General features: G+C 71.9%; 17 protein-coding genes. 3 read left to right on the top strand and 14 right to left on the bottom strand.

Going from position 1 to position 22,057, the window contains the following annotated elements:
- Window positions 1-159, bottom strand: coding sequence for a hypothetical protein (locus ACFV9H_RS14950; protein ID WP_385397746.1), 159 nt, complete (start codon window positions 157-159; stop codon window positions 1-3).
- 235 nt (window positions 160-394) lie between these two features.
- Here ACFV9H_RS14950 and ACFV9H_RS14945 point away from each other — a divergent pair, with 235 nt between their 5' ends.
- Window positions 395-1,438: a LuxR C-terminal-related transcriptional regulator gene (locus ACFV9H_RS14945; RefSeq protein WP_385397744.1), complete on the top strand. Its 1,044-nt coding sequence runs from the start codon at window positions 395-397 to the stop codon at window positions 1,436-1,438.
- 35 nt (window positions 1,439-1,473) lie between these two features.
- On the opposite strand, the gene ACFV9H_RS14940 is transcribed toward ACFV9H_RS14945, so the two are convergent.
- From ACFV9H_RS14940 to ACFV9H_RS14905, 8 genes are read right to left on the bottom strand one after another with little or no spacing between them, the layout of a single operon-like run.
- The gene (locus ACFV9H_RS14940) at window positions 1,474-2,328 is read right to left on the bottom strand and encodes a 4'-phosphopantetheinyl transferase family protein (RefSeq protein WP_385397742.1); all 855 of its coding nucleotides are present in this window, start codon (window positions 2,326-2,328) and stop codon (window positions 1,474-1,476) included.
- Window positions 2,325-2,570, bottom strand: a complete 246-nt coding sequence (locus tag ACFV9H_RS14935; RefSeq protein WP_385397740.1) for a phosphopantetheine-binding protein — start codon at window positions 2,568-2,570, stop codon at window positions 2,325-2,327. The genes ACFV9H_RS14940 and ACFV9H_RS14935 overlap by 4 nt, the downstream gene beginning before the upstream one ends.
- Window positions 2,567-4,471, bottom strand: coding sequence for an HAD-IIIC family phosphatase (locus tag ACFV9H_RS14930; protein WP_385397738.1), 1,905 nt, complete (start codon window positions 4,469-4,471; stop codon window positions 2,567-2,569). Before ACFV9H_RS14930 ends, ACFV9H_RS14935 begins: the two co-directional genes overlap by 4 nt.
- Before the next feature lie 7 nt (window positions 4,472-4,478).
- The gene (locus tag ACFV9H_RS14925) at window positions 4,479-5,492 is read right to left on the bottom strand and encodes a 3-oxoacyl-ACP synthase III family protein (protein ID WP_385397736.1); all 1,014 of its coding nucleotides are present in this window, start codon (window positions 5,490-5,492) and stop codon (window positions 4,479-4,481) included.
- On the bottom strand, window positions 5,489-8,449 hold the full coding sequence (locus ACFV9H_RS14920) for a type I polyketide synthase (protein WP_385397734.1): 2,961 nt from the start codon (window positions 8,447-8,449) through the stop codon (window positions 5,489-5,491). Before ACFV9H_RS14920 ends, ACFV9H_RS14925 begins: the two co-directional genes overlap by 4 nt.
- Entirely contained in the window at window positions 8,449-8,769 is a 321-nt protein-coding gene (locus ACFV9H_RS14915) for an acyl carrier protein (RefSeq protein WP_385397732.1), read from the bottom strand. Before ACFV9H_RS14915 ends, ACFV9H_RS14920 begins: the two co-directional genes overlap by 1 nt.
- A gap of 16 nt (window positions 8,770-8,785) precedes the next feature.
- The gene (locus ACFV9H_RS14910; RefSeq protein ID WP_385397730.1) at window positions 8,786-10,564 is read right to left on the bottom strand and encodes an acyl-CoA dehydrogenase; all 1,779 of its coding nucleotides are present in this window, start codon (window positions 10,562-10,564) and stop codon (window positions 8,786-8,788) included.
- Complete coding sequence (locus ACFV9H_RS14905; protein WP_385397728.1) at window positions 10,558-12,369, bottom strand: fatty acyl-AMP ligase; 1,812 nt, start codon at window positions 12,367-12,369, stop codon at window positions 10,558-10,560. Before ACFV9H_RS14905 ends, ACFV9H_RS14910 begins: the two co-directional genes overlap by 7 nt.
- 155 nt (window positions 12,370-12,524) lie before the next feature.
- Between ACFV9H_RS14905 and ACFV9H_RS14900 the strand changes: the two genes are divergently transcribed.
- The gene (locus ACFV9H_RS14900; protein WP_385397726.1) at window positions 12,525-13,490 is read left to right on the top strand and encodes an ACP S-malonyltransferase; all 966 of its coding nucleotides are present in this window, start codon (window positions 12,525-12,527) and stop codon (window positions 13,488-13,490) included.
- 58 nt (window positions 13,491-13,548) lie between these two features.
- On the opposite strand, the gene ACFV9H_RS14895 is transcribed toward ACFV9H_RS14900, so the two are convergent.
- Window positions 13,549-15,147, bottom strand: coding sequence for a PQQ-binding-like beta-propeller repeat protein (locus ACFV9H_RS14895; protein WP_385397724.1), 1,599 nt, complete (start codon window positions 15,145-15,147; stop codon window positions 13,549-13,551).
- 97 nt (window positions 15,148-15,244) lie between these two features.
- On the bottom strand, window positions 15,245-16,840 hold the full coding sequence (locus tag ACFV9H_RS14890) for an AMP-binding protein (protein WP_385397722.1): 1,596 nt from the start codon (window positions 16,838-16,840) through the stop codon (window positions 15,245-15,247).
- Window positions 16,841-16,947: 107 nt separating this feature from the next.
- Here ACFV9H_RS14890 and ACFV9H_RS14885 point away from each other — a divergent pair, with 107 nt between their 5' ends.
- Window positions 16,948-17,217, top strand: coding sequence for a phosphopantetheine-binding protein (locus ACFV9H_RS14885; RefSeq protein ID WP_385397720.1), 270 nt, complete (start codon window positions 16,948-16,950; stop codon window positions 17,215-17,217).
- An 86-nt stretch (window positions 17,218-17,303) separates the two neighbouring features.
- Here ACFV9H_RS14885 and ACFV9H_RS14880 read toward each other — a convergent pair whose 3' ends face one another.
- From ACFV9H_RS14880 to ACFV9H_RS14870, 3 genes are all read right to left on the bottom strand, one after another.
- Window positions 17,304-18,554, bottom strand: a complete 1,251-nt coding sequence (locus ACFV9H_RS14880) for a pyridoxal phosphate-dependent aminotransferase (RefSeq protein WP_385397718.1) — start codon at window positions 18,552-18,554, stop codon at window positions 17,304-17,306.
- Window positions 18,551-19,933: a KamA family radical SAM protein gene (locus ACFV9H_RS14875; RefSeq protein ID WP_385397716.1), complete on the bottom strand. Its 1,383-nt coding sequence runs from the start codon at window positions 19,931-19,933 to the stop codon at window positions 18,551-18,553. The genes ACFV9H_RS14880 and ACFV9H_RS14875 overlap by 4 nt, the downstream gene beginning before the upstream one ends.
- 240 nt (window positions 19,934-20,173) lie before the next feature.
- Entirely contained in the window at window positions 20,174-21,799 is a 1,626-nt protein-coding gene (locus ACFV9H_RS14870) for an MFS transporter (RefSeq protein WP_385397714.1), read from the bottom strand.
- Between the last annotated feature and the right edge of the window lie 258 nt (window positions 21,800-22,057).

The following is a 22,057-nucleotide window of genomic DNA, read 5'->3' as shown; positions in this document are numbered from 1 at the left end:
TCAGATCCACTGGTCGTCCTCGGGGCCATCCAGGGGCACCGGGAGGACGACGTTCAACGTCACCGGGAGCAGCCCGTTCGCCAGTGACGCCGTACCGGACTCTGCGGACGTACCCTGCAGCACCGGGCCCGACATGGACTGCACCCCCATAAGCGCCATGACCATACCTGCAAGTAAGGTCAAGGAAATTGAAAAGAATTTACCGGAAACTGCACTCACGACTTCCCCCAGTCGATCATCGAGATCGTCCCCACCTGCACCTACGCCCGATATCTCCGGCTTTGGTGCGCCTGGATGATGCGAATAGAGTGCTGCATATCGATCACACGCGCCAAGGCCTGTACGTTGGCGTAAAGTTACGTGGCAGCTATTACACCGATCAGTGGGGGCTGGCGTGTTCCATGGGGAGGGCACGGATTCGGGGTTCGCCGAGCTGGACGACGTCAGCGCCGCGGCCTACGGTCTCGCCGTCGAGTACGGCCTCTTCGAGCGGGAGAAGATCGCCGATCAACTGTCCCTCGAACCCGCCGAGATCGCACGGGTCGAGCAAGTGCTGACCGGGGTCCGCCTGCTGCAGTCCATGCCGGGCGACCCCTGCCAACTGACCCCCGTCACACCCGACGTCGCCGCCGCGTCCCTCGTGGGCCCTGCCGAGCGGCAGATACGCGACCTCCAGCAGGCGGTCACCGACGTCCGCGCGAAACTGATGTCCCTGACGCCGCTGTACTTCGAAGGCCGCCGGCTGCGCAACCGCCTGGAGGCCTTCGACGTCATCAGTGACCCCTCCCGGGTCCAGGCACTGCTCGACCACCTGGGTCAGAACTGCAAGAGCGAGCTGCTCACCGTCCAGCCCGGCGGCGCGCGCCCCGCGGACCGGCTCGTGCAGGCACGGGAGAGCGCGCTGTCCATCCTCGGCCGCGGGGTCCGGATCCGAACCATCTACCAGCACACCGCGCGCAATGATCTGCCCACCCGCTCGTACGTGCGCGACGTCACCCTCCAGGGCGCGGAGATCCGTACCGCCGACGAGGTCATCGACCGGCTGATCATCTACGACCGGGAAGTCGCCTTCCTGCCGGAACGCTCCGCCTGCGAGAACGTGCTGCCCGGAGCGGCGATCGTCCGCGAGCCGACGCTCGTGGCGTTCCTGTGTGCCGTGTTCGAGTACCTGTGGGACGGCGCGTCCCCGTACGTCGTGGAGTCCCAGCGGTCCCCCGCTTCCTCCGACGAGTTGAAGTGGTCGATCATCCGGCTGATGACCAAGGGCTACAAGGACGAGATGGTCGCCCGCCGGCTCGGCATGTCCGTACGCACCTGCCGCCGCCACATCGCCGAGATCACCGAGGAGTTGGAGGCGACGAGCCGCTTCCAGGCGGGCTACAACGCCGCGCGCCAGGAGATGCTCTCCGGCGAGATGCCGACGCACTCCTTATCCTGATCCGGATCCGGGCCCGGATCCGGGCCCGGCAGCCCTCACCGCAAGGCCTCCTGGTCGAGTGCCTCCGTGATCGCGTCCACGCAGTCCTGATCGAGCATCGTCGTCACGTGGGCGTCCTGGAGCTTGCCGAAGCCCGCGTCGTACACCGCCGCGCTGACGACGTAGCCGCCGGCCAGCGGGAAGGTGCGGAAGATCCATTCCTCGCCGGTTCCCGCCGTGCCGTCCGGCCGCTGCACCCGGACGGGCCGGCCGTCCGGGCCGAAGCCGAACTCGGTGAAGCGGAACTGCATGCCCTGCCCGATCGCCTTGCTGTAGGCCTCCTTGAGCGTCCACAGCCGTACCAGCGCGCCGTTGCGCTCCTCCTCCGGCATCCCGGACAGCAGGACCGCCTCGTACGGGGTACAGATGTGCCGGACGAGTCCGCCGCCGTACATGTCGCGGTCGGCGCGCTCGGCGTCCACACCGATGAGCCCGCAGGTGGTCAGCCCGACGAGCAGCAGGTCTTCGGTGTGGCTGAGGCTGATGTCGATCTGGTCGCAGCCGCGCAGGTACGGGCGTCCGGTCGGCCCGTAGGCCAGTTCCAGGTCGGCGGGTTCGCTGGCGAGCACCGCGCCCGCGGCGTGTTTGAGGAGCATCCGGGAGGCGATGTAGCGGCCGCGCACGTCGGCGTGGGTGAGGTCGAGGTAGCGCGTCCAGTCGCGGCCGAGCAGCTCGCGCAGCTCGTCGCCGGAGGGCAGGCCGGGTTCCAGGTCCTTCAGCCACGCGTAGACCAGCGCGGTCCCGTGGGTGGCGAGGTCGTCCCTGACCCTGTCCCACGAGTCGCCTCCCGGGACCACGGCGACGGGCTCACCGAGCGGTGGGCCGAGCGTGGGGCTGCCCGGGGCGGTCATCCGTGCTCCTTCACGAGTATGTGGATGTCCCGGAGGCTGTGCGCCTCCAGCAGACGGTGCACCGGTACGCGGTGGCCGGACTCCTCCAGGAGGGCCACCAGCCGGAGCAGGTTCAGCGAATCCCAGCCGGGCAGGTCCGCCAGCACGGTGTCCGCGTCGGCGGGGATGCCGACGTCCAGGCCGAGGTCGTCGCGGACGGTCCGCAGGAACGCGTCGAGACTGTCCAGACTGTCGGGTCTCATCGACTGGCCTTCCCGGATTCGGTGACGCGTACGTGGCCGGGGACTTCCGGCAGCAGTGTCAGGTCATGGTGGAACTCGACCGGCCCGTCCCCGAGTTCCCCCGACACGCGCGGTTCGCGCGGGGCGAACCCGCTGGACGGGTAGAAGTCACGGGCTCGGTGATTGCGCGCGGTGGGTGCGTAGCGGGCTCCCACCCCGGTCAGTCCGAGGTCGCGGGCCCTTCGGAGCAGCACGGCGAGGCAGGCCTGCTCGATGCCGCGGCCGAGGACGCGGCAGCTGAGCCACATGTTGTCCAGGTGCCACCGGCCGTCGGTCACGGTGACCAGCACGGCGCCGATCAGGCCGTTGTCGCCGAAGCGGTCGGCGCTGCGGGCGGCCAGCAGCAGGTGCCGCTCCGGGTCGGCCGCGAGGGCGGTCAGCTCGGCTTCCGAGTGGCCGCCTCCGACGAGGTTGAACTGGTTCGTCCGCAAGGTCAGTTGGGAGATCCGGGCGAACTCGTGGGGGCGGGGCGGGCCGAGTTCCAGCCGGATGTCCAGGGCCCGCAGGAACTCCTCGTGCGAGCCCGAGTTCGCGTGCAGCTCGCGGCGCTCCCGCCGCACCCGGTACTCCCCCGTCCTGGCCCGGTCCTCCTCGGTCAGGCTCATCGTGTCGAACCAACCGTCCGCCAGCAGCCGCGTCACGTGCAGCGCGGGCTCCTCGTCGAGCGCCACGACGGCCACCTCGGGCAGGCCGTGGCGCACCTGGGCGCGCTCGGCCGGCGAGTCGTCGACGAAGACGAGCGCGTCGGTGGCGAGGTCCAACTGCCGGGCGATGTCGGCGAGGTTGGCGTCCTTCGGTTCCCAGTTGGCGTTGATCGCCACGAAATCCGGCTGGCGCAGAACGAGGTCGGGATGGCCGGCGAGCGCCCGCAGCACCTGCTCCCGGTCGTTCTTGCTGCTCACGGCGAGGAGCACGCCCTGGGAGCCGAGTTGTTTGACGCACTTCTGGAAGGCTCCGAAGGCCTCCCCGCGCAGGGTGCCGGCGGCGGCGATGCCGTCGGGGCCCTCCTCGCCGAGGACGCCGTCCCACAGGGTGTCGTCCAGGTCCAGCACCAGGCACTTGCGGGTCGCGCCGCGCACCGCGCGGGCCAGGTGCGCGACCTCGCGCGCGTACGCGGCGAGGAGGTCCGCGCCGAGCTGCACCTTGGCGTAGCGGGCGAGACGGGCGTCGGTGACCGGACCGCCCTCGCCGACCAGCGTGTCGAGGTCGATGACCACCAGGGCGGGCGCGGTCTCGGTGAGCCGCAGCAGCCGGGCGTTGAACTCCCGCCACACGGCGCCGAGCAGGGCCCGGGAGCGGTGGTCGACGAGCTGGTGGCTGTGGGTCCTGGGCAGCGGGAGGGTGTTGAGCACGAGGGTCCCCGGGGCCGCCTCCGCCAGGGCGGCGCACCTGGCCAGCACCTCCTCCCCCGCCGCCGCCACGTCCGCGGGTCCCCATACCGCGGGCACCTGGGAGAAGAGGGTCTCGGCGTCCAGCAGGCACAGGGTGAGGTCCGGGGCCGCCGCGTGCAGCTCCCCGGCGGGGTCGGTCAGGTCGCGCAGGTAGGTGCCGTGTTCGCCGAGGACCGGTCGCAGGAGCATGCCGTGGCGGGCCAGTTCGCCCCTGAGGGGATCGATGACCTGGCCCACCGTGGACTGGCCGGTGACGGCCACCGTCACCACGGGGGTCGCCGGATGGTGGGCCAGTACGGCATCGGGGTCGATGCCGCCGAGCAGCCTGCCGGCCGCGGCGGCGCCCGCCGTCCCGCCGGCCCCGCCGGCCTCCGGTCCCGGCTCCGCGAGCGCCGCCGCGACCCGGTCGTACGCCTTCTCCAGCAGGCCCCGCGTGCGCAGTTCGCGCAGCCGGTCCAGTCCCGTGGTCATCCGTGCCTCACACCTTCTCCAGGGCGAACCCGGCTCTGATCCACCGGCTGGACTCCACACACAGGGCCAGTGCGCGCTCGCCCGTCGTGAACTTCGGCAGCAGCCGGTCGAGTTGCAGGAACGGCAGGGCGTTTCCGGTGTTGCCGGTCTCCGCGACGCAGGAGACCTCCCGCGCGGGGCCGTCCGGCAGCCGTTCCACGATGCGCGCGGTCATCCGTTCGGAGAGCTGGGGCGGCAGCAGGAAGCCGATGTCGTCGAGGGTCCAGCCGAGCCCGCCGAGCAGCTCCCAGAGGATCTCCACGGAGATCGTGGGAACGTGCTCCTCGATCGCCTTGTAGTCCTCGGCCATCATCCGCCGGTCGGAGTCGCGGTCTGTGGTCCCGTACCAGTCCAGGAGCTGGCCGGGCGGGCGGCCGCGGCCGGTCCAGGAGTTCAACACCGCCCGTACGGCGATCCGTTCGCCCTCCGGTTCGTCGGTCAGGACGACGGCCCCGGCCCCGTCGCCGAACAGTACGTAGTTGACGAGTTCCTCGGTGGGCAGCCTGGCGGTGTCCCGGCGGGGCGACAGGAAGCGGTGCGTGACGTCCCCGCCGATGACCAGGCCGGCCCGGCGGCCGCCGAGGATCAGGGTGCGGCCGAGGTCGAGGGCCTGGATCGCGCCGGAGCAGCCGGCCTGGATCTGGTAGACCGGCAGGTGGTCGAGGCCGAGCCGGTCGGCGACCTCCGTCGCGGTGGTCGGCAGGAGCGTGTCGGGGGTGGCGGTCGCGAGCACCACGAACTCGATGTCGGCGAGGTCGAGTCCCGAGGCGTGCACGGCCTGGGCGCCGGCCTCGGCGCACAGGTCGGCGAGGGTGCCGCGGACCTCTCCGGTGACCGGGTCCCAGCCGAAGTGCCGGGTCCGGGTGCCGACGAAGATGTCGATCCACTCCTCGCTGACGCCCAGCATCGCGCCGAGCGCGGTGTTGTCCACGGGGTCGCCGGGTAGCGCCGTGCCGGTCGCGGCGATGTAGACGGCCGTCATGCCGACCTCTCCGTGATCACGTCGCCGAGGAACTCGGCGAGGGAGCCGACCGAGCGCAGCGCGGGCAGCATCTGCTGTACGGACACCTCGCCGACCCGCGGAAGCCGGGCCTCCACCCGGTTTTTGAGTTGCATGATCATCACCGAGTCGAAGCCGAGGTCCTCGTGGAAGCGGGCCTCGCGCACCACCCGTTCCGTCGGGTATCCGCCGACCTCGGTGACGGCCTGGACCACGGCGAGGAGCACCGGGTCGCCGGCGTCGGGGGCGGGGGCGGGGACGGCCGTCGGCTCGGGCCCCCCTTCCGCCACGGACGGCCGCTCCTCGACCGGCGCCGGGGGCGGGGTGCTCGCGGGCATCGGCCGCCGGTCCCAGTAGCGCTGCGCGGACGAGAACACGTACGGGGCGAGCGGTTCGACGGTCCGGTGCTCCGGCGCGTACAGCTCCTCCCACAGCGGGTCGAGTCCGGCGCGGTGCAGGGCCGCGAGGGCCTGCGACAGGTCTCGGCCGCTCGCCTCGGGCCCCGGCGCGGGATGCAGGAGTTCCACGCCGCACGCGCGCCCGCCGCGGGCGGCGATCTGCAGGAGTTGGGTGCGCGGGCCGATCTCGATCAGATGGGTGGGGGCGATGTCGCGTACGAGCGCCCCCAGCGCGGTGTCCAAGAGCACGGGCTCCTCGATCTGGTCGGCCCAGTAGTCGGCGTCCATCGGTTCGTGGCGCAGCATCCGGCCGTGCCGGGTCGAGGCCACGGGCAGCGCGGGCGACGCGCACCGCACGGGGGTGGTGCGCAGCCCGGCGGCGGCCTGGGCCATCAGGGGCGAGTGGAAGGCGTGCGTCACCGGCAGTTCCTTGACCCGTACGCCGCGCCCGGCGAGCTCCTTGCCGATCCGGGCCAGCGCGTCGATCGGGCCGGAGAGCACGGTGTCCGCGGGGCCGTTCAGCGCGGCCACGACCACCTCCGGCTCCCCCGCCAGGGTCCAGGCGAGCTCGTCGGCGCCGGCGGCCGCGGCGAGCATGCCGCCTCCCGTGGGCAGTTCGCCCATCAGTGCGGCGCGTCGGACCACCAGCCGGGCGGCCTCGTCCAGGTCGAGGGCGCCCGCGGTGACGGCGGCGGCGTACTCGCCGAGGCTGTGGCCGAGGACGGCGGCCGGGGGCACGCCGAGGGTGGTGAGCGTACGGGCGAGGGCGTAGCCGACGGCGAACAGGGCGGGCTGGACGAACTCGGGCCGGTGTACGCGCTCGTCGCCGCCGAGGATCAGGTCGCGCACCGAGGTGCCCAGGTGCGGGGCGAGCGCCTCGTCTGCCTCGCCGAGGTGGCGGCGGTAGGCCGGGGACTCGCGGTGCAGCCCCGCGGTCATGCCGGGGAACTCGCTGCCCTGGCCGGTGAAGAGGAAGGCCACGACCGGCCGGCCCCAGGGGCGGCCGCCGACGGCCGCGCCGTCCTTCGAGGCGGGCTTCAGGGCGGCCGCCCGGCGCAGCTCCTCCACGAGCTCGCCCGTGTCGCGCACGGTGACCGCGTACCGGTACGGCAGGCCGGTCTTGATCCGGTTGCTGCTCCGGCACAGGGCGGCCGCGGCGCCCCGGGGGCGGGCGGTGATCGCGTCGGCCTGCGCGGCGAGGTTGCGGCGCAGCGCCTCGGGGCTGTCGGCGCTGAGGGTGAAGACGCCGAGGGCGTGGACGTCCGTACGGGCCCGGGCGGGGAGGGCCGCGGGTGTCCTGGGCGCGGAGCCGAGGACGGCGTGGGCGTTCGTACCGCCCATGCCGAAGCTGCTGACCCCGGCGAGGTTTTCGCCGCGCGGCAGCCGCAGGGGGGACTTCAGCAGCCGCAGGCCACGCTCGGCGAGCCGCAGCCGGGAGTTCTCGCGCTCGGCGAAGAGGCTGGCGGGGACGATGCGGTGGTGCAGGGCCAGCGCCGTCTTGATGAGCCCGGCGATGCCGGCCGCGCCCTCGGTGTGGCCCAGGTTGCCCTTGACGGAGCCGATCGCGCAGGGGGTGTCGCGGGGGACGCCGTGCACCGAGCCGAGCGCCGCGCACTCGATGGCGTCGCCCAGTACGGTTCCGGTGCCGTGGGCCTCCACGAAGGCGACCCGGTCGGGGGTGACTCCGGCGCGCCGGTAGGCGGAGTTCAGCACCCGCTCCTGCGACCAGCGGTTGGGGGCGATCACCCCGTTGCTGCGGCCGTCCTGGTTGACGGCGCTGCCGCGCAGTACGGCGTAGATCCGCTGGCCGTCGGCGAGGGCGTCGTCGAGGCGGCGCAGCACCACCAGGCCGACGCCGTCGCTGCGGCAGATCCCGTCGGCGTCGACGCTGAAGGGTTTGCAGCGCCCGTCGGAGGCGGCCAGGCCGAGCTGGCCGTAGACCAGGCCCAGCGAGGGCGACAGCACGATGTTGACCCCGCCCGCCAGGGCGGTGTCGCACTCCTCGGCGAGCAGGGAGTTCGCGGCGAGGTGGACGGCGACGAGGGAGGAGGAGCAGGCGGTGTCGACGGCGAGGCTCGGCCCGGTGAAGTCGAAGTGGTACGAGATCCGGTTGGCGGCCATTCCGGCGCTGCTGCCGGCGCCGAGCAGCGGGGTGACGCGCGCGAGGTCGCTCATGGTGAGCCGGCCCCATTCGCCGCCCATCACGCCGATGAACACACCGGTCTCGGTGCCCGCGAGGTCCCCGGGGGCGCGGCCCGAGTCCTCCAGGGCCCGCCAGGCGCAGGGCAGCAGCAGCCGGTGGTGCGGGTCCATCGCGGCTGCCTCGCGCGGGGTGACGGAGAAGAAGTCGCTGTCGAAGACATCGACGTCGTCGATGAAACCGCCGCTGTCGCCGACAGCGGGGAAGTCCCGTGCTTCCCAGCGCTGTCCGGGGACGGGGCCGATGCCGGCCCCGCCGCGCATCAGCAGGTCCCAGTACGCCCGCACGCCCGCCGCCCCGGGAAACGCGCAGTCGATCCCGACGATGGCGATGTCCCCCATCAGCGCTGGTCCCGCACGGGGGCCGCGGCCGCGGGCACGTCGGGGAGCACCGCCGTGAGGTGGCGCACCAGGCTCGCCACGGTCGGGAAGTCCCACAGCAGGGTGGGCTCCACCTCCAGGTCGAACTCCTCCTCCAGGTCGCCGCACAGACTGAGCGCCGCCACGGAGTCCATGCCGTACTCGGCGAGCGGCACGGTGGGGTCGATGGTCTCGGGCGCCCGCCGCAGGTAGAGGGAGAGGCGGGCCGACAGCCACTCGTACACGCCGTCGGCCTTCGCGGTGTCGGTGGCCACGGCGTGCCGGCCGGTGGGAATGGTCATGGCGGGACTCCTTCGGTCAACCCGGGATCGGGGTCGAGTAGAGGTCGTAGCTGGTCTGGGTGGAGAAGCGGAGTTGGACCTCGTGCCGGATCCGCGTCTCGCACTCCGGCGGGAGGTCGGCGACGCGCGCGCCGAGGCGCCCGGCGATGCGGTGCAGCGCGGCGGCGGCCCAGGACGGGTCGGCGAGGAACGGGTCGGGGCCGTAGCGGCCCTGGTCCCACAGGCCGAGTACGGCGGCCCCGGCCAGCAGCAGCGCGTAGCGGTCCATGAGGGCGAACTTCGCGGGCTGCGCGCCGGCCCCCGCACCGGCGGCCTCCAGCCGCAGTACCCGGCCGCGTACGTCACGGAACTCCTCGACGAGCTGGCCGGCGAGCGTGCGCAGGGCGCGCTCCACCGGGCCGTTGCCGTCGATGCCCGCGGCGACGGCGAGCATGGTGGCGCTGAGCGAGTCCCGGCCGCAGGCGAGGGCGAGCCGGTCGGTGCGCAGCGGCGGCAGATCGCCGCGCAGCCGGAACAGGCCGGAGGGCGCCTCGTCCTCGATGAACCAGGAGCTCCGGGCCAGGCGCGGCATCTGCGGGATGACGGTGGCCTGGCAGGCGACGGTCCCGGCGTGGCCGAGGCTGAGCACCGGTACGTCCCGGACGTGCTTCTGGAAGATGCCCAGGGTTCCCTCGCGGGTGTAGAAGCCGGAGCCCAGGACGATGGACAGGTCGTACATGGTCTCGGTGAGGACGCGGGGCAGCAGGTACTTGAGCGCCGCCGAGTAGACGCTCGTCTCGGCGGGCAGCAGGTGCAGGGCGCGGGTGGCGACCACGGCGAGGCTGTCGTACAGCAGCAGGTTGACGAAGGCGTTGGTGAGGGCCGCGCCGGTGCGGCTGCCGTCGATGCCGCGGGACTGCCAGCCGCCGGACTGCTCCCGGTCGAAGCGGACGGCGGTGCGCAGGCTGGTGTCGAGGGCGGCGACGGCGGTCGCGGCGATCACGGTGCGGCTGATCTGGAAGGAGCGCAGGGCGGTCTCGATGCCGCTGCCCTCGGGGCCCAGCAGCGCCGACCGGGGCACCGGGCAGTCGTCGAACTCCACGCCGGCGAAGCGGCAGCCGCGCAGCCCGACGGGGATCTTGCGGGCGGTGACGGCCGCGCGGACGTCCGTGAGCTGTTCGGGCTCCAGCAGCAGGACGGAGTGGCTGCGGCCGGGGCCGGTGCTGTCGGGGCCGGGGTCGGTACGGCAGAACAGGACGAGTGCCCCGGCCCGTTCCAGGTTGTTGACCATCGGCTTGCCGCCGCTGATCAGGTAGCCGTCGGGGCTCCGGCGGGCGGTGACCTGGCTGCGTACGTAGTCGTTGCTGTGGGCGGTCTCGTGCTGGGCGATGGCCGCCTTGCCGCCCTCGCGCAGCAGCCCGGCCAGCCAGTGCCGCTGCCGGGAGCTGCCGGCGGTCCACACGTCGGAGGCGGCCATGAAGGTGGTCATGCCGTGGCCCATGGCCAGGCCCACGTCCCGGCGGAAGACCGGGCGCATGATCCTGACCAAGGTGTCCATCCCGTCCAGCCGGCCGCCGAGGGCGCGCGGGATGTACTCGTCGGTGATCCCGAAGTCGTCGAGCAGCGCCTCTCCGGCGGCGAAGGGGACGGCGGCCCGATCGGCTTCCAGCAGGGCGGTGTAGCCGGCCGGGTTGGCCGGGTCCGAGGGGTCGCCGAGCAGGGCCTCCAGCTCGGCGACCCGGGCCCGGACGACGCTCTCGCGCTGCTGCGCGGCGCTGCCGGTGGTGACCCGGTCGCCGAGCAGGGCCGTCACCACCGCCGTCCTCCGTCGGCTCCTTCCGGCCGCAGCAGGTCTTCTCCGAACAGCACGTCCTCGGCGCGGGCCAGCGCCCACACGTCGGGGGTGAGCACCTCGTACTCGCCGCGCACGACGCCGTCGAGGAAGAGCTTGCGCATCAGGGTGCGCTGGACCTTGCCGCTGCTGGTGCGGCGGACGGCGCCGGGGCGCACGAGCAGGATGTTGCCGGCCGGGATCTCGAACTCCTGGCCGATCAGGGCCTGGATCTTCTGCGCGACGGTCCGCAGTTCGGCGCTGCCGGCTCCGCGCACCTCCTGGACGAGGACGAGGTGCTCGCGGCCCGCGTCCACGGAGAACGCGGCGCCCGCGCCGAAGGTCAGGGCGGGGCTGACGGTCCGCGCCGCCCATTCGACGTCCTGCGGGTACACGTTGCGGCCGTTGATGATGATGACTTCCTTGAGCCGCCCGGTGACGAACAGCTCGCCGTCCTCCAGCATCCCGAGGTCGCCGGTGCGCAGGAAGTTGCTCTCCTCGTCGTTGAGGCTGGCGCGGAAGGTGCGCACGGTCTCGGTGGGCCGCTGCCAGTAGCCGCGGGCCACGCTGTAGCCGCGCAGCCAGATCTCGCCGACGGCGCCGGGCGGCAGCTCGTGGTGGGTCAGCGGGTCGACGATGCGCACCTCGATGTCCACGGGGGCGCCGCAGCCGATCAGGGTCTGCCGGCGCTCTTCCGATCCGGCGGTGACGACGCGGTCGCGTTCCAGGGCCGTCTTGTTGAACGTCTTGCGGACGTGCGGGGTGCCGGGGACGCCGCCGGAGACGACCAGGGTGGCCTCGGCCAGTCCGTAGCAGGGGCGCAGCGCCTCGGGGCGGAACCCGGCGGGGGCGAAGCGCTCGGCGAACTCGTCCAGGCTCTCGGGGCGCACCGGCTCGGCGCCGTTGAGGGCGAGGCGCCAGCGGGACAGGTCGAGCGCGGCGATCTGCTCGTCCTTGACGCGGCGGACGCACAGGTCGTAGCAGAAGTTGGGGCCGCCGCCCACGGTGACGCCGTACTCGTCGATGGCTTGGAGCCAGCGCAGGGGGCGCTTGACGAAGGACAGCGGGGTGACCTGGACGCTGTGGCTGCCGAGGAAGACCGGGTGGAGCAGGTGGGCGACCAGTCCCATGTCGTGGAAGTAGGGCAGCCAGCTGCCGAAGACGTCCTCGCGGGTGGTCTGGAGCAGCTTCTGCAGGGCGCCCTGATTGGCGAGGAGATTGCGGTGCGAGACGGTCACACCGCGCGGTTCGGAGACCGAGCCTGAGGTGTACTGGAGGAAGACGAGGTCGTCCGGGCGCACGGTCACGGGCTGCCAGGCGTCGGGGTCGCCGATGCCGGGGACGTCGGTGACCACGCAGGCGGCGTCGGAGCGGGAGTTGCGGGCCAGCCACAGCGCGACCTCGGGGGCGGCGGAGGTCTCGGTGAGGACGACCTTGGCGCCGGTGTCCTTGAGGACGGCGGTGGTGCGGTTGAGCCGCTTGTCGCGCCCGGCCTCGCCCGGCGGCGGGACGGGGACCGCGACGGCGCCGGCGTAGAGGCAGCCGGCGAAGGCCTTGAGGAACTCCACGGTCGAGGAGTAGACGAGCAGCACGGGCTGCTCGGCCACGCCGTACTCCTGGAGGCAGGCGGCTATGCGTCTGGCCTCGCGGTCCAGCTCGCAGTAGGTGAGGTGCTCGGCCACTGCTCCGCCGGCCATGTCGCGGAGGAAGATGTGCACATCCTCGTCGGCGAGTTCAGCCGTCCGAACGCGGAGCAGTTCGGTGAAGGTGGCGAAGCGTGACTCTGACATCCGCGGCATCCCCTCGCGTCTGCGGGCCCGTGGATTGTGCGGACCTCGTTTCCCACCGATCCTCCGGGGGCGTCCTTAAGGTTCGCTTGCGCGGCCGCCAACTCAGGGGGCGACAGGGGGTGCTCGCCGAAGGGGGGAAGGGCAACGCTCGGTCCATGAACACTCACACCGAAACCGGGAGTGTGCCGGAGACGGCGATCGTCTTTCCCGGAATGCAGCCGACGGCCTTCTCCGAGGTCGCCAAATTCATGCTGGTCAATCCGTACGCGCGCGAGCTGTACGCGATCGCCGACGAGGTACTGGGATATCGGCTGGCCGACCGCTACCAGCAGACCGACGGCGACTATTCCCTGTACGGGCAGATCTCCTTCGTCGTGAACTGCCTCGCCCTGGCGCGCCACGCCGGGGAGCGGCTGGAGATCGCCCCGGCCTATGTGACGGGCCCGAGCTTCGGGGCCCGCGCCGCCGCCGTCTATTCCGGGGTGCTCGAATTCGCCGACGCCGTGGCGATGACCGCCCGCCTGGCCGACACGATGGAGGAGTACTTCACGCGGGAGCACCCGGCGCTGGTGACCCAGTCGATCGCACGGGTGCCACAGGACAAGGTCGAGGTGCTGCGCCAGGAGCTCGACGAGCGGGGCGAGTGGAACGACGTCTCCTGCGTCGTCGACCACGACTTCACCATGCTCACCGTGCACGAGTCGGTCCTGGACTGGCTCCAGCGGCGGATCCGGTCCTTCGGCGGGATGTCGATGTACACGATGAAGCCGCCCATGCACTCGTACCTCTTCGGCGGGCTGCGCGACCGGGTCGCCGCGGAGATCTTCGACGGGCTCACCTGGGCCGAGCCGCGACTGCCGGTCGTCGCCGACCAGGACGGCCGGGTGGTGAACACCGGTGAGGGGGTGCGGGAGATGCTGCTGGACGGGTTCGTCCGTACGGTGCGCTGGCCCGACGTGGTGTCCACGCTGAAGGAGGCCGGCGTCGGACGGCTGTACGTGTCCGGGCAGGACGGGCTGTTCACCCGGGTGGCGTGCACCACGCGCGCCTTCGAGGTGGTGCCGGTGACACCCAGGTCCGCGATGCGGCCGGTGCGGCGGCGGCTGCCGGTGGCCGCCTGAGCCAGGGGCATGAGGGAGGGGCCGGTACCCGTCGGGTACCGGCCCCTCCCGCGTCTTGTTACTTGCCGTCCACGGTGAAGGCGTAGAAGGTGCCCTCGGTCATGCTGCCGGTGGTGCCGCCTCCGTTGGCGAAGCGGGCGTAGCCGTTGCCCCAGTAGACGGTGCCGTCGACGACCGCCGGGCCCGCGTTGGAGGAGTACGGCGCGGTGAAGTCCCACAGGTAGGCGCCGGTCGCCGCGTCGAACGCGTACATGCGGCCGCTGGTGGAGCCTCCGAAGACGACGCCGTTCGCCACGGTCAGGGCGCCCCACGCGAAGCCGTCGGTACGGTCCGCGACCTGCCAGAGGATCTTGCCGGTCTGCGGGTCGAGCGCCGCGAAGGAGCTGCGGGTGGTGGTGGTGCCGTCGGCCAGCTGGTAGGGACCGCGGTTGAAGTTGGCCTCGGCGATGTAGATCCGCTTGTCGTCATTGGCCGTACCCCACTGGATGCCGCCGATGTGGCCGCCGGGGCCGGCTGCCGCGCTCCAGACCACCTGTCCGGTGGCGGCGTCCATCAGCCAGTACTCGCCGCTCTTCTCGCCCGCGCCGATCACCTTGCGGGGGCAGCCGTCGGGCCCCTTGATGGTGAACAGGTGCGCGCCGTCGCCGAAGTCGTAGTCGTAACCGGGGTTCGGCGGGCAGTTGTTGGGCGGGAATCCGGGGATGCAGCCGGTGTTCCAGGCGTCGAAGCGCTTGGCTCCGGTGTTCCACTTGACCTGACCGGTCCGCATGTCGAGAGCCAGCACGGTGTCCACGTAGTTGTCCGGGGCGTAGCACTCTGCCGGTGTGTGGCCGGCGCTCTGGCAGTCGCTGACCGACTGCGGGACCGTGTAGTTGTTGCCGGTGGTGAAGTACACGGTGTTCGTCGACGGGTCCAGGGCCGGGGTGCCCCAGACGGCCACACCGCTGTAGCCGCCGGGCAGGCCACCGTTGTCGGGGGTCGTGTACTGGCGCCACAGACGGTCACCTGTGGCGGCGTCGAAGGCGTTCACGCTGCCGCGGAACGTGCAGCAGGGGTACGCGGGGTCGAGGGCGCCCTCGGACTCGCGGGAGGAGACCCCCTGGTAGATCACGCCGTTGTGCACGACGGGCGACTGGGTCAGCACCGCCTTGTACTGGGTGTCGACCTCCCGGCTCCACACCTTGTTGCCGGTGGCGGCGTCGACGGAGATCAGGACGGCCTTGTTCCAGTCGGCTATGTACACCTTGCCGCCGACGACGGCGGGGCTGGTCCGGGCGACCGAGCCCGGGTCACCGGTGTAGTCGGACACCTTGCGCGACCAGATCGGGCTGCCGGTCTTCGCGTTCACCTTGTGCAGGTAGCCGCCCCAGTCGGGGAAGTAGACGGCGCCGTCGACGACGGCCGGGGTCGCCGACACGTCACCCTTGGTGGCGTACGTCCACTTGGCCTTCAGCCGGCCCGCGTTCCACTTGTTGATCGCCTGCTCCTGGGGATTGGAGCGGCTGTTGCGGATGTCGTGGCCGCCCGTGGGCCACGACGGGGCGGGCCCGGACGCGCTGGTGGCGGGGGCGGTGAACAGCGTGGCCGTCAGCGCGAGGACGGCGAGCAGGGCGAACCTGTGGGCCGTTTCACGCAGGGACCAGGGTCGTCTGTGCATGGAGGACTTCCTCTTGGTGACTGTGATGGCTGTGATGGTCTTCGAGCGGCTCGGGCGGCTCGGGTGGAGCGGGTGCGTAAGGCCGGTAAGCCGGGGCTCACGGGACGGGCACCGGCACGCGTGTGCCGTGCAGTTCGGCCGCCCGCGCGGTGAGCTCGAGCCGGTCGGTCTTCTTGTTGGTGTTGAGGGGGAACTCGTCCAGCCGGTGGTAGTGCCGCGGGATCAGCTGGGCGGGCAGAACGGGGGCCAGGTCGCGGTGGAACTCCTGGGGCGAGCGCTGCTCCCCGAGGTAGAAGGCGACGAGTTCGGTGCTGTTGGCCACGGGTACGCCGACCACGACGGCTCCGGTGACCGGCGAGGCGGCGCGCAACGCGTGCTCGACCTCGGCCAGTTCGACGCGGTAGCCCTGCACCTGCACCTGGGAGTCCGTACGGCCCAGGTAGACGAGCTCGCCACCGGCGAGTCGGCGGACCCGGTCGCCGGTGCGGTACCAGAGCACTCCGTCCTGCTCCCGGTACTTGCCGCGGCCGTCCTCCGGGTCCAGGTACCCGGCCGACAACTGCGGTCCGGACAGCCACAGTTCGCCCTCGTCGGAGGCGGGTTCGCCGTGTTCGTCGAGGAGCAGTTCCGCGTGGCCGTCGTGGAGCAGACCGAGCGGGACCACCCCGTTGACGCCGAGCCGGGTCGACTCCTCCGGCGACCAGCGGTGGCGGTGGGTGGTGATGGTCATCTCGGTCGGCCCGTAGACGTTGATGACCGCCGAGTGCGGCGCGGCCCGCTGCCAGGCGTCGGTGTCCTGGAACTGGAGGGCCTCGCCGCCGAAGTACGTCCAGCGCAGCGAGGGCATGCTGCCGGGCACCAGGCGGCCGGTGCGGCGGGACAGCGAGATCACGCTGGGCGCCGAGAACCAGACGGTGATGCCGTGCTCGGCCACGAAGCCGGGCAGGTCCCGGTAGGCGTGCGGGGAGACGGAGACGAGCGGCGCGCCGACCGCCCAGGCGCACCACAGGTCGGAAACGGCCGAGTCCCAGTTGAGGTTGGCGGCCTGGGAGAAGACGTCGTCCGCGGTGAAGTCGTACCAGGCGTCCATCAGCGAGAAGTAGTGCGCCATGTTGCCGTGGGTGAGCCGGACGCCCTTGGGGCGGCCGGTGGATCCCGAGGTGAACAGGACGTAGGCCACGTCCTCGGGGGCGGCGGACCTCGGCGCCGGCAGCGCGGTGTCCGGGCCGGCGGACAGGGGCAGCAGGGCGCTGCCGCCGGTCAAGACCTTCGTGTCGGCACCGGTGAGGTGGGGGGCCAGCACCGGCAGAGCGCCCAGCCGCGCCGCCAGTCCCCCGTCGAGCAGGGCCGCGCCCTCTTCGTCCACGACCAGGGCGGAGACCTGCGCCGAGTCGAGCATCGAGGCGATCTTCCCGGCCGGGAAGTCGGCCAGCACGGGCACGGCCGGGAGTCCCGCGTACAGGCTCGCCAGGATGGCGACGTACGCGGTCAGGCTGCGGCCGGCCAGGATGCCGACGGCCTTCGGCGGCCCGCCGGGGGCGGCCAGCAGCGCTCCGGCCCAGGACAGGGCCAGTTCGTGGGCCGTCGTGTAGTCGACGGTGTCCTTGCCGACGCGCACCGCCACCCCGCGGGGCGAGCGTTCCAGGCCGCGCAGGAAACGTGCGTGCAGCGCGGTCGGCGCCAATGGTTCCATTTCCGCTCCTCCTCGCCGGAATTACCGGCAAGCTCTTTTTCGATCATTTCCGGGCGCACTTTCGGGACGCATTGACAGCCGTTGTCGGCCGCCCCCATCATTCCCGTATGCCAGAACTCACGAATCACACCTGGGACGGCGCTTTCGAGGCCGTCATCCGCCCGTTCCTGCCGTACCTCTCTCCCGACGAGAAACTGACCGGAGATTCCCAACTGAAGGATCTGGGACTGGACTCGATGGGCACGGTCGAACTGCTCGCCGCACTGGAAGGCGCCTATGACGTGCGTTTCCTGGACGACGCACTGCAACTGGAGAATTTCGCCAGCCCGGACATTCTCTGGAAAACCCTGATGAGCTCGACAGAATCCACCGCGTGAGAAACAGGATCCACCGGCCGGCCCGACAAGGATTTCACATCCGAGTCGGGCCACTTCTTTTACAGGCGTTGTTTCACCGGCGCTGCCTACAGGAGCCGCTGGAAACTGTCCTCGATCCGGTCCAGTACGGACCGCACGTGCGGCAGCGCCAGCGGGTCCTCGGCGTCCAGCGACAGCTGCTGCTGTTCGGCGGTCTCGCCGTACAGCATGCTGGTGGCGCACTTGAAGCGCAGGGCCTCGCCCTCGTCGCCGAGCAGGTGCCCGGCGAGGACCACGATCCCGAGGTCGAGCATCCTTCGGGCCAGTGACGGCGAGTCGCTCACCTCGTGCTTGGCGAGTTCCTCGCGGACCGGTTCGAAGTCGGGGTAGACGTAGAAGGCGCCGGTGGGCGGCCGGCAGCGGGCTCCGGCCCCCACGCAGATGCGGTGGACGTCGCGGGCGACGATCCCGTGCAGCCGGGCGCTGGCGCGCAGCCGGTCCCGGATCTCCTCGGGCTCTGCGAAGGCGTACTCGGCGACCTCCTGCATCGGCCCCGCCAGCGTCGACCAGACCTCGCTGGCCACGGAGACCACTCCGGTACGGATCCACTCGCCCCACGGTCCTTCGGGGAAGCGGGCCACGCCGATGCGCCAGCCGCCCAGCGCGAGGCTCTTGCTGAGGCCGGTGGCGATCACGGTGCTGTCGGGGGCCACTTCGGCGGGGCTGAGGTAGTCGGTGGCCGGGTCGTGCACGACGTCCCGGTAGATCTCGTCCGAGACGATCAGCAGACCCTCTTCCTCGGCGATCGCGCACAGTTCGCGGATCATCGCGGGCGGGGCGAGGGTGCCGGTGGGGTTGTCCGGCAGGGTCAGCACCATGATGCGCGGGTCGTGGCCCAGCACCCGGGCCGCGTCGACGACCTCGCGCAGCGCGTCCGGGTCGGGGACCCCGCCGCACTCCTCGGGGATGGGGACGGCGATCGGGTGCTTGCCGGCCAGCCGGGCCTGAGGGGCGTACGTGTTCCAGGCCGGGCGGGGAATCAGTACGTCGCCGGGGACCGCCAGGTTGATGGCCATCAGCAGCGGTTTGCTGCCCGGGGCGACCACGATCTGCTCCGGGTCGGTGGGGATGCGGCGGCGCTCAAAGTATCCGGCGGCCGCGGCGCGCACCCCGGGCGAACCGGCCACCGGGCCGTAGGCGTTGCGGGTGGCCCCCCGGGCGAGCCGTTCCACGAGCGGGCCGAAGGCCGGCAGTCTCGACTCGCCGAAGCCGAGGTGGATCAGGGGTTCGCCGGCCGCCTGGCGCTGCGCCACCAGCTGGTTGAGCGCCAGGTTCGGGGACATCCTCATGTCGATCATGCCTGGCTCCCCACCGGCGCGGCGGCCCTGGTGCCGAAGAGTTCCGGTTCGCCCGGCCAGGCCGGTCCGGCGATCGCGCGGGCGATGTCGGCGGGCGCCGAGCGGTCGAGCCGCAGCTCGTCCAGCCAGGCGGCGTCGGCGTCGTAGTGCGCGAGGAAGGGCCGGCCGACCAGGCCGGGGTCGCGGGCCTGGACCATGTGCAGTTGGAAGAAGCGGCCTTCCGCGTTCTCGATGATCCCGTCCACGGCCACCTTGCCGGGGGTCGCGGACATCACCGGGCCGCGGACCGTACGGGCCAGGCCCGGCAGGGTGCGGTAGGCGGCCTGGTAGATCTCCGCCGCGCGGGCGAGCGGCACGCGGAAGTAGTCGTACGGGCCGGTGTCGCGCTCCACGAACATGTAGTACGGCACGGCGCCGAGGGCGAGTTCGGCCCGCCACATCCGGCTCCACACGTCCGGGTCGTCGTTGACCCTGGCGATCAGCGGGGCCTGGCAGTAGACGAGGGCGCCGGTGGACCTGATGCGGGCGATGGCCCGCCGGGCGAGGTCGGTGTCGAGTTCGCGGGGGTGGCTGAAGTGAGCCATCACGGCGAGGTTGCGGCCGGAGGCGACGACCTTCTCGAACAGCCGCAGGAGGTCGTCCGCGTCGGGGTCGCTCACGTAGCGCTGCGGCCAGTACGCGACGGACTTCGTCCCGATCCTGATGGTCCGCACGCTCTCCAGGGAGAGCAGCGGCTCCAGGTGGCTGCGCAGCCGTTCGGTGGACATCACCATCGGGTCGCCGCCGGTGACGAGGACGTCTCCCGCGTCGGGGTGGGCTTCGAGGTAGGAGATGAGCCCGCGCGGGTCGGGGGCGGCGAAGCGCAGGTCCGCGTCGCCGACGAACTGGGCCCAGCGGAAGCAGTAGGTGCAGTACGAGTGGCAGGTCTGTCCCTGGCTCGGGAAGTACAGCACCGTCTCGCGGTACTTGTGCTGGAGTCCGGGGATCTCGGCACCGTCCCGGGTGGGGACGTTGAGCTCCTTCTGCCCGGAGGGGTGCGGGTTGAGCCGGCCGCGGATCTGCTGCACGAGGGTGCGCAGGGCGACCTTCTGGGCGGGGTCCGCGGAGAGGGTGGCCAGGTCCCGTTCGTTCTGTTCGGTGAGCATCCCCCGCTGGGGGAAGACCAGCTGGAACATGGGGTCGTCGGGGATCCGGTCCCAGTCGATGAGCTGCGACAGGACGTACTCGTTGACCCGGAAGGGCAGCACCATCGACACGAGCCGGACGGTCTCCCGTATGTCGGCGGGCAGGCCGTGGCGCTCGGCGATCTCGTCGAGCTGCCGCGGCCCGTATGCGCGGAACCGTGCCGTCTCGACAGAATCGGTTGCCAGCAGGGACATGCGGATATTCCTCCAGCCTGGTGCCTGGCAGTTCCGAGCGTGTGCTCGAACGCGATTCGATGCTAGGGAGACGAATCGGCCGGAGGACCCCAGAACCGACCCCAGCCCTACCCTTACGACGAACCCCCCGCCGGCGGCCTTCCGCACCCGGGGCGGGCATGGCGAAGCCGCCCAGGACCGGCGGGGGTTCAGGTCCTGGGCGGCTGTAGGTGGGCCTCGCGGCGGAGGCGTGGCCCTCTTTTACGCGATGCCGGTGCCGGGCTGCTGGGCGGCGGCCTTCGGGGCGTCCGCGGCGGACTCGGCGGCCAGCTCGGCGGCGCGGGCGTTGTCGGTCTGGACGGCGCGCAGGCCGATCAGGGCGTACACGGCCGCGCCGGCCATGACGATCGCGCCGGCCACCGAGGCGGCGTGCACCTCGGTGGTGAAGGCCGCCCGGGCCGCCTCGACGAGGCTGGTGGACGCCTCGCCGGAGAGCTTCCCGGCCGCCGCCAGGGCGCCGCCGATGGTCTCGCGGGCCTGGTCCAGCGCGTCGGCGGGCACCCCGGCCGGGGCGTCCAGCGAGTCGCTGTTGCGGTAGACGGCGGCGCCGATGCTGCCGAGGACGGCGACGCCGAGGGCGCCGCCGAGCTCCTGGCCGGTCTGGAGCAGGGCGGAGGCGGTACCGGCCCGCTCCGGCGGCACCTGGCCGACGACGAGCTCGGTGACCAGGGTGAGCACGGGGGTCAGGCCGACGGCGAGCGCGATGATGCCGATCAGGATCAGGACCAGGCCGTCCTCTTCGGGCACCTGGGTGAGCATCAGCAGCGCGACGGTGGCGATGGCGAACCCGCTCGCGATGATGATCGCGGGCCGGACGGTACGGACCAGGACGGTGGCGACGGGCACGACGGCGCCCACGGCGAGGGTGCCGGGGATCGTCCACAGCGCGGACTTCAGGGCGCTCATCCCGAGGACCGACTGCATGTACTGGGTGGAGAAGAGCGAGTAGCCGACCAGGGTGAAGCAGGCCAGCATGTTGACGGTCACCGAGGCGCCGAACGCCCCGTTGCGGAAGAGCGAGAGGTCGACCATCGGGTCGGAGCTGGTGCGCTGGCGCCGCAGGAACAGCGGGACGAGGGCCAGGCCGACGGCGATGGCGACGATGTAGGTGACGGAGAAGCCGTCCACGGCGATCTTCTTGAAGCCGTAGATGACCGGCAGCACGATGGCGAGCGAGAGCGCGGCGCTGATCAGGTCGAACTTCCCGGCCGCGGCGTCCTTGAACTCCGGCAGCAGGAACGGCGCCGCGACCAGCAGGAGCAGCATCACGGGAACGTTGATCAGGAAGACCGAACCCCACCAGAAGCCGGTGAGGAGGGCGCCGCTGACCACGGGGCCCAGCGCGGCGCCGGCGGCCATGCCGGTGGACCACACCGCGACGGCGGTGCGGCGCTGGGTCTGGTCCCGGAAGAGGTTGCGGATGAGGGCGAGCGTGGAGGGCATGAGGGTGGCGCCACCGATGCCCTGCAGCGCCCGGGCGGTGATCACCATCTCGGGGTTGGAGGCGTAGGCGGCGAGCAGCGAGCCGCCGCCGAAGACCAGGGCACCGATCAGCAGGAGACGGCGGCGGCCGATGCGGTCGCCGAGCGCGCCCATGGTGAGCAGGACTCCGGACAGGACGAAGCCGTAGATGTCGATCATCCACAGCTGCTCGCTGCCGGACGGCCGGAGGTCCTCGCTGATGGCGGGGATCGCGAAGTAGAGGACGGTCAGGTCCATCGAGACGAGCAGCACGGGCAGGAGCAGTACGCCGAGGGCGATCCATTCCTTGCGGCCCGCTTTGGCCTCCGGTCCGGTGGTGCCGTTCTCGCTCAGGGAGCTGGTCATGGGGACTGTCCAATGCTGTTGGGACGGGGCGTATGTATCAGTTGAACGGAAAGAGCCGCGGAGCGGCATGCTCCGGGAGCCGGAACAGGGGTGGAAACAGGGGTGGTTGACGGGAACGGCATAGGGGTGTGAACAGGGGTCCGGACAGGGGTCGGGGGCCGGGGGCCCCCCCCCCGGCCCCCCCCGGCCTACCCCGGGGGGGGGAGCCGTCCACCGCGCCGCGGTGCGCCCCGGCCCGGCGAACGGTCGTGGGGGTGG

Origin of the sequence: Streptomyces sp. NPDC059874 (assembly GCF_042731135.1) — a bacterium.
Classification (GTDB): Bacteria; Actinomycetota; Actinomycetes; order Streptomycetales; family Streptomycetaceae; genus Streptomyces.
This window is presented reverse-complemented; position numbering and strand designations above follow the sequence as displayed.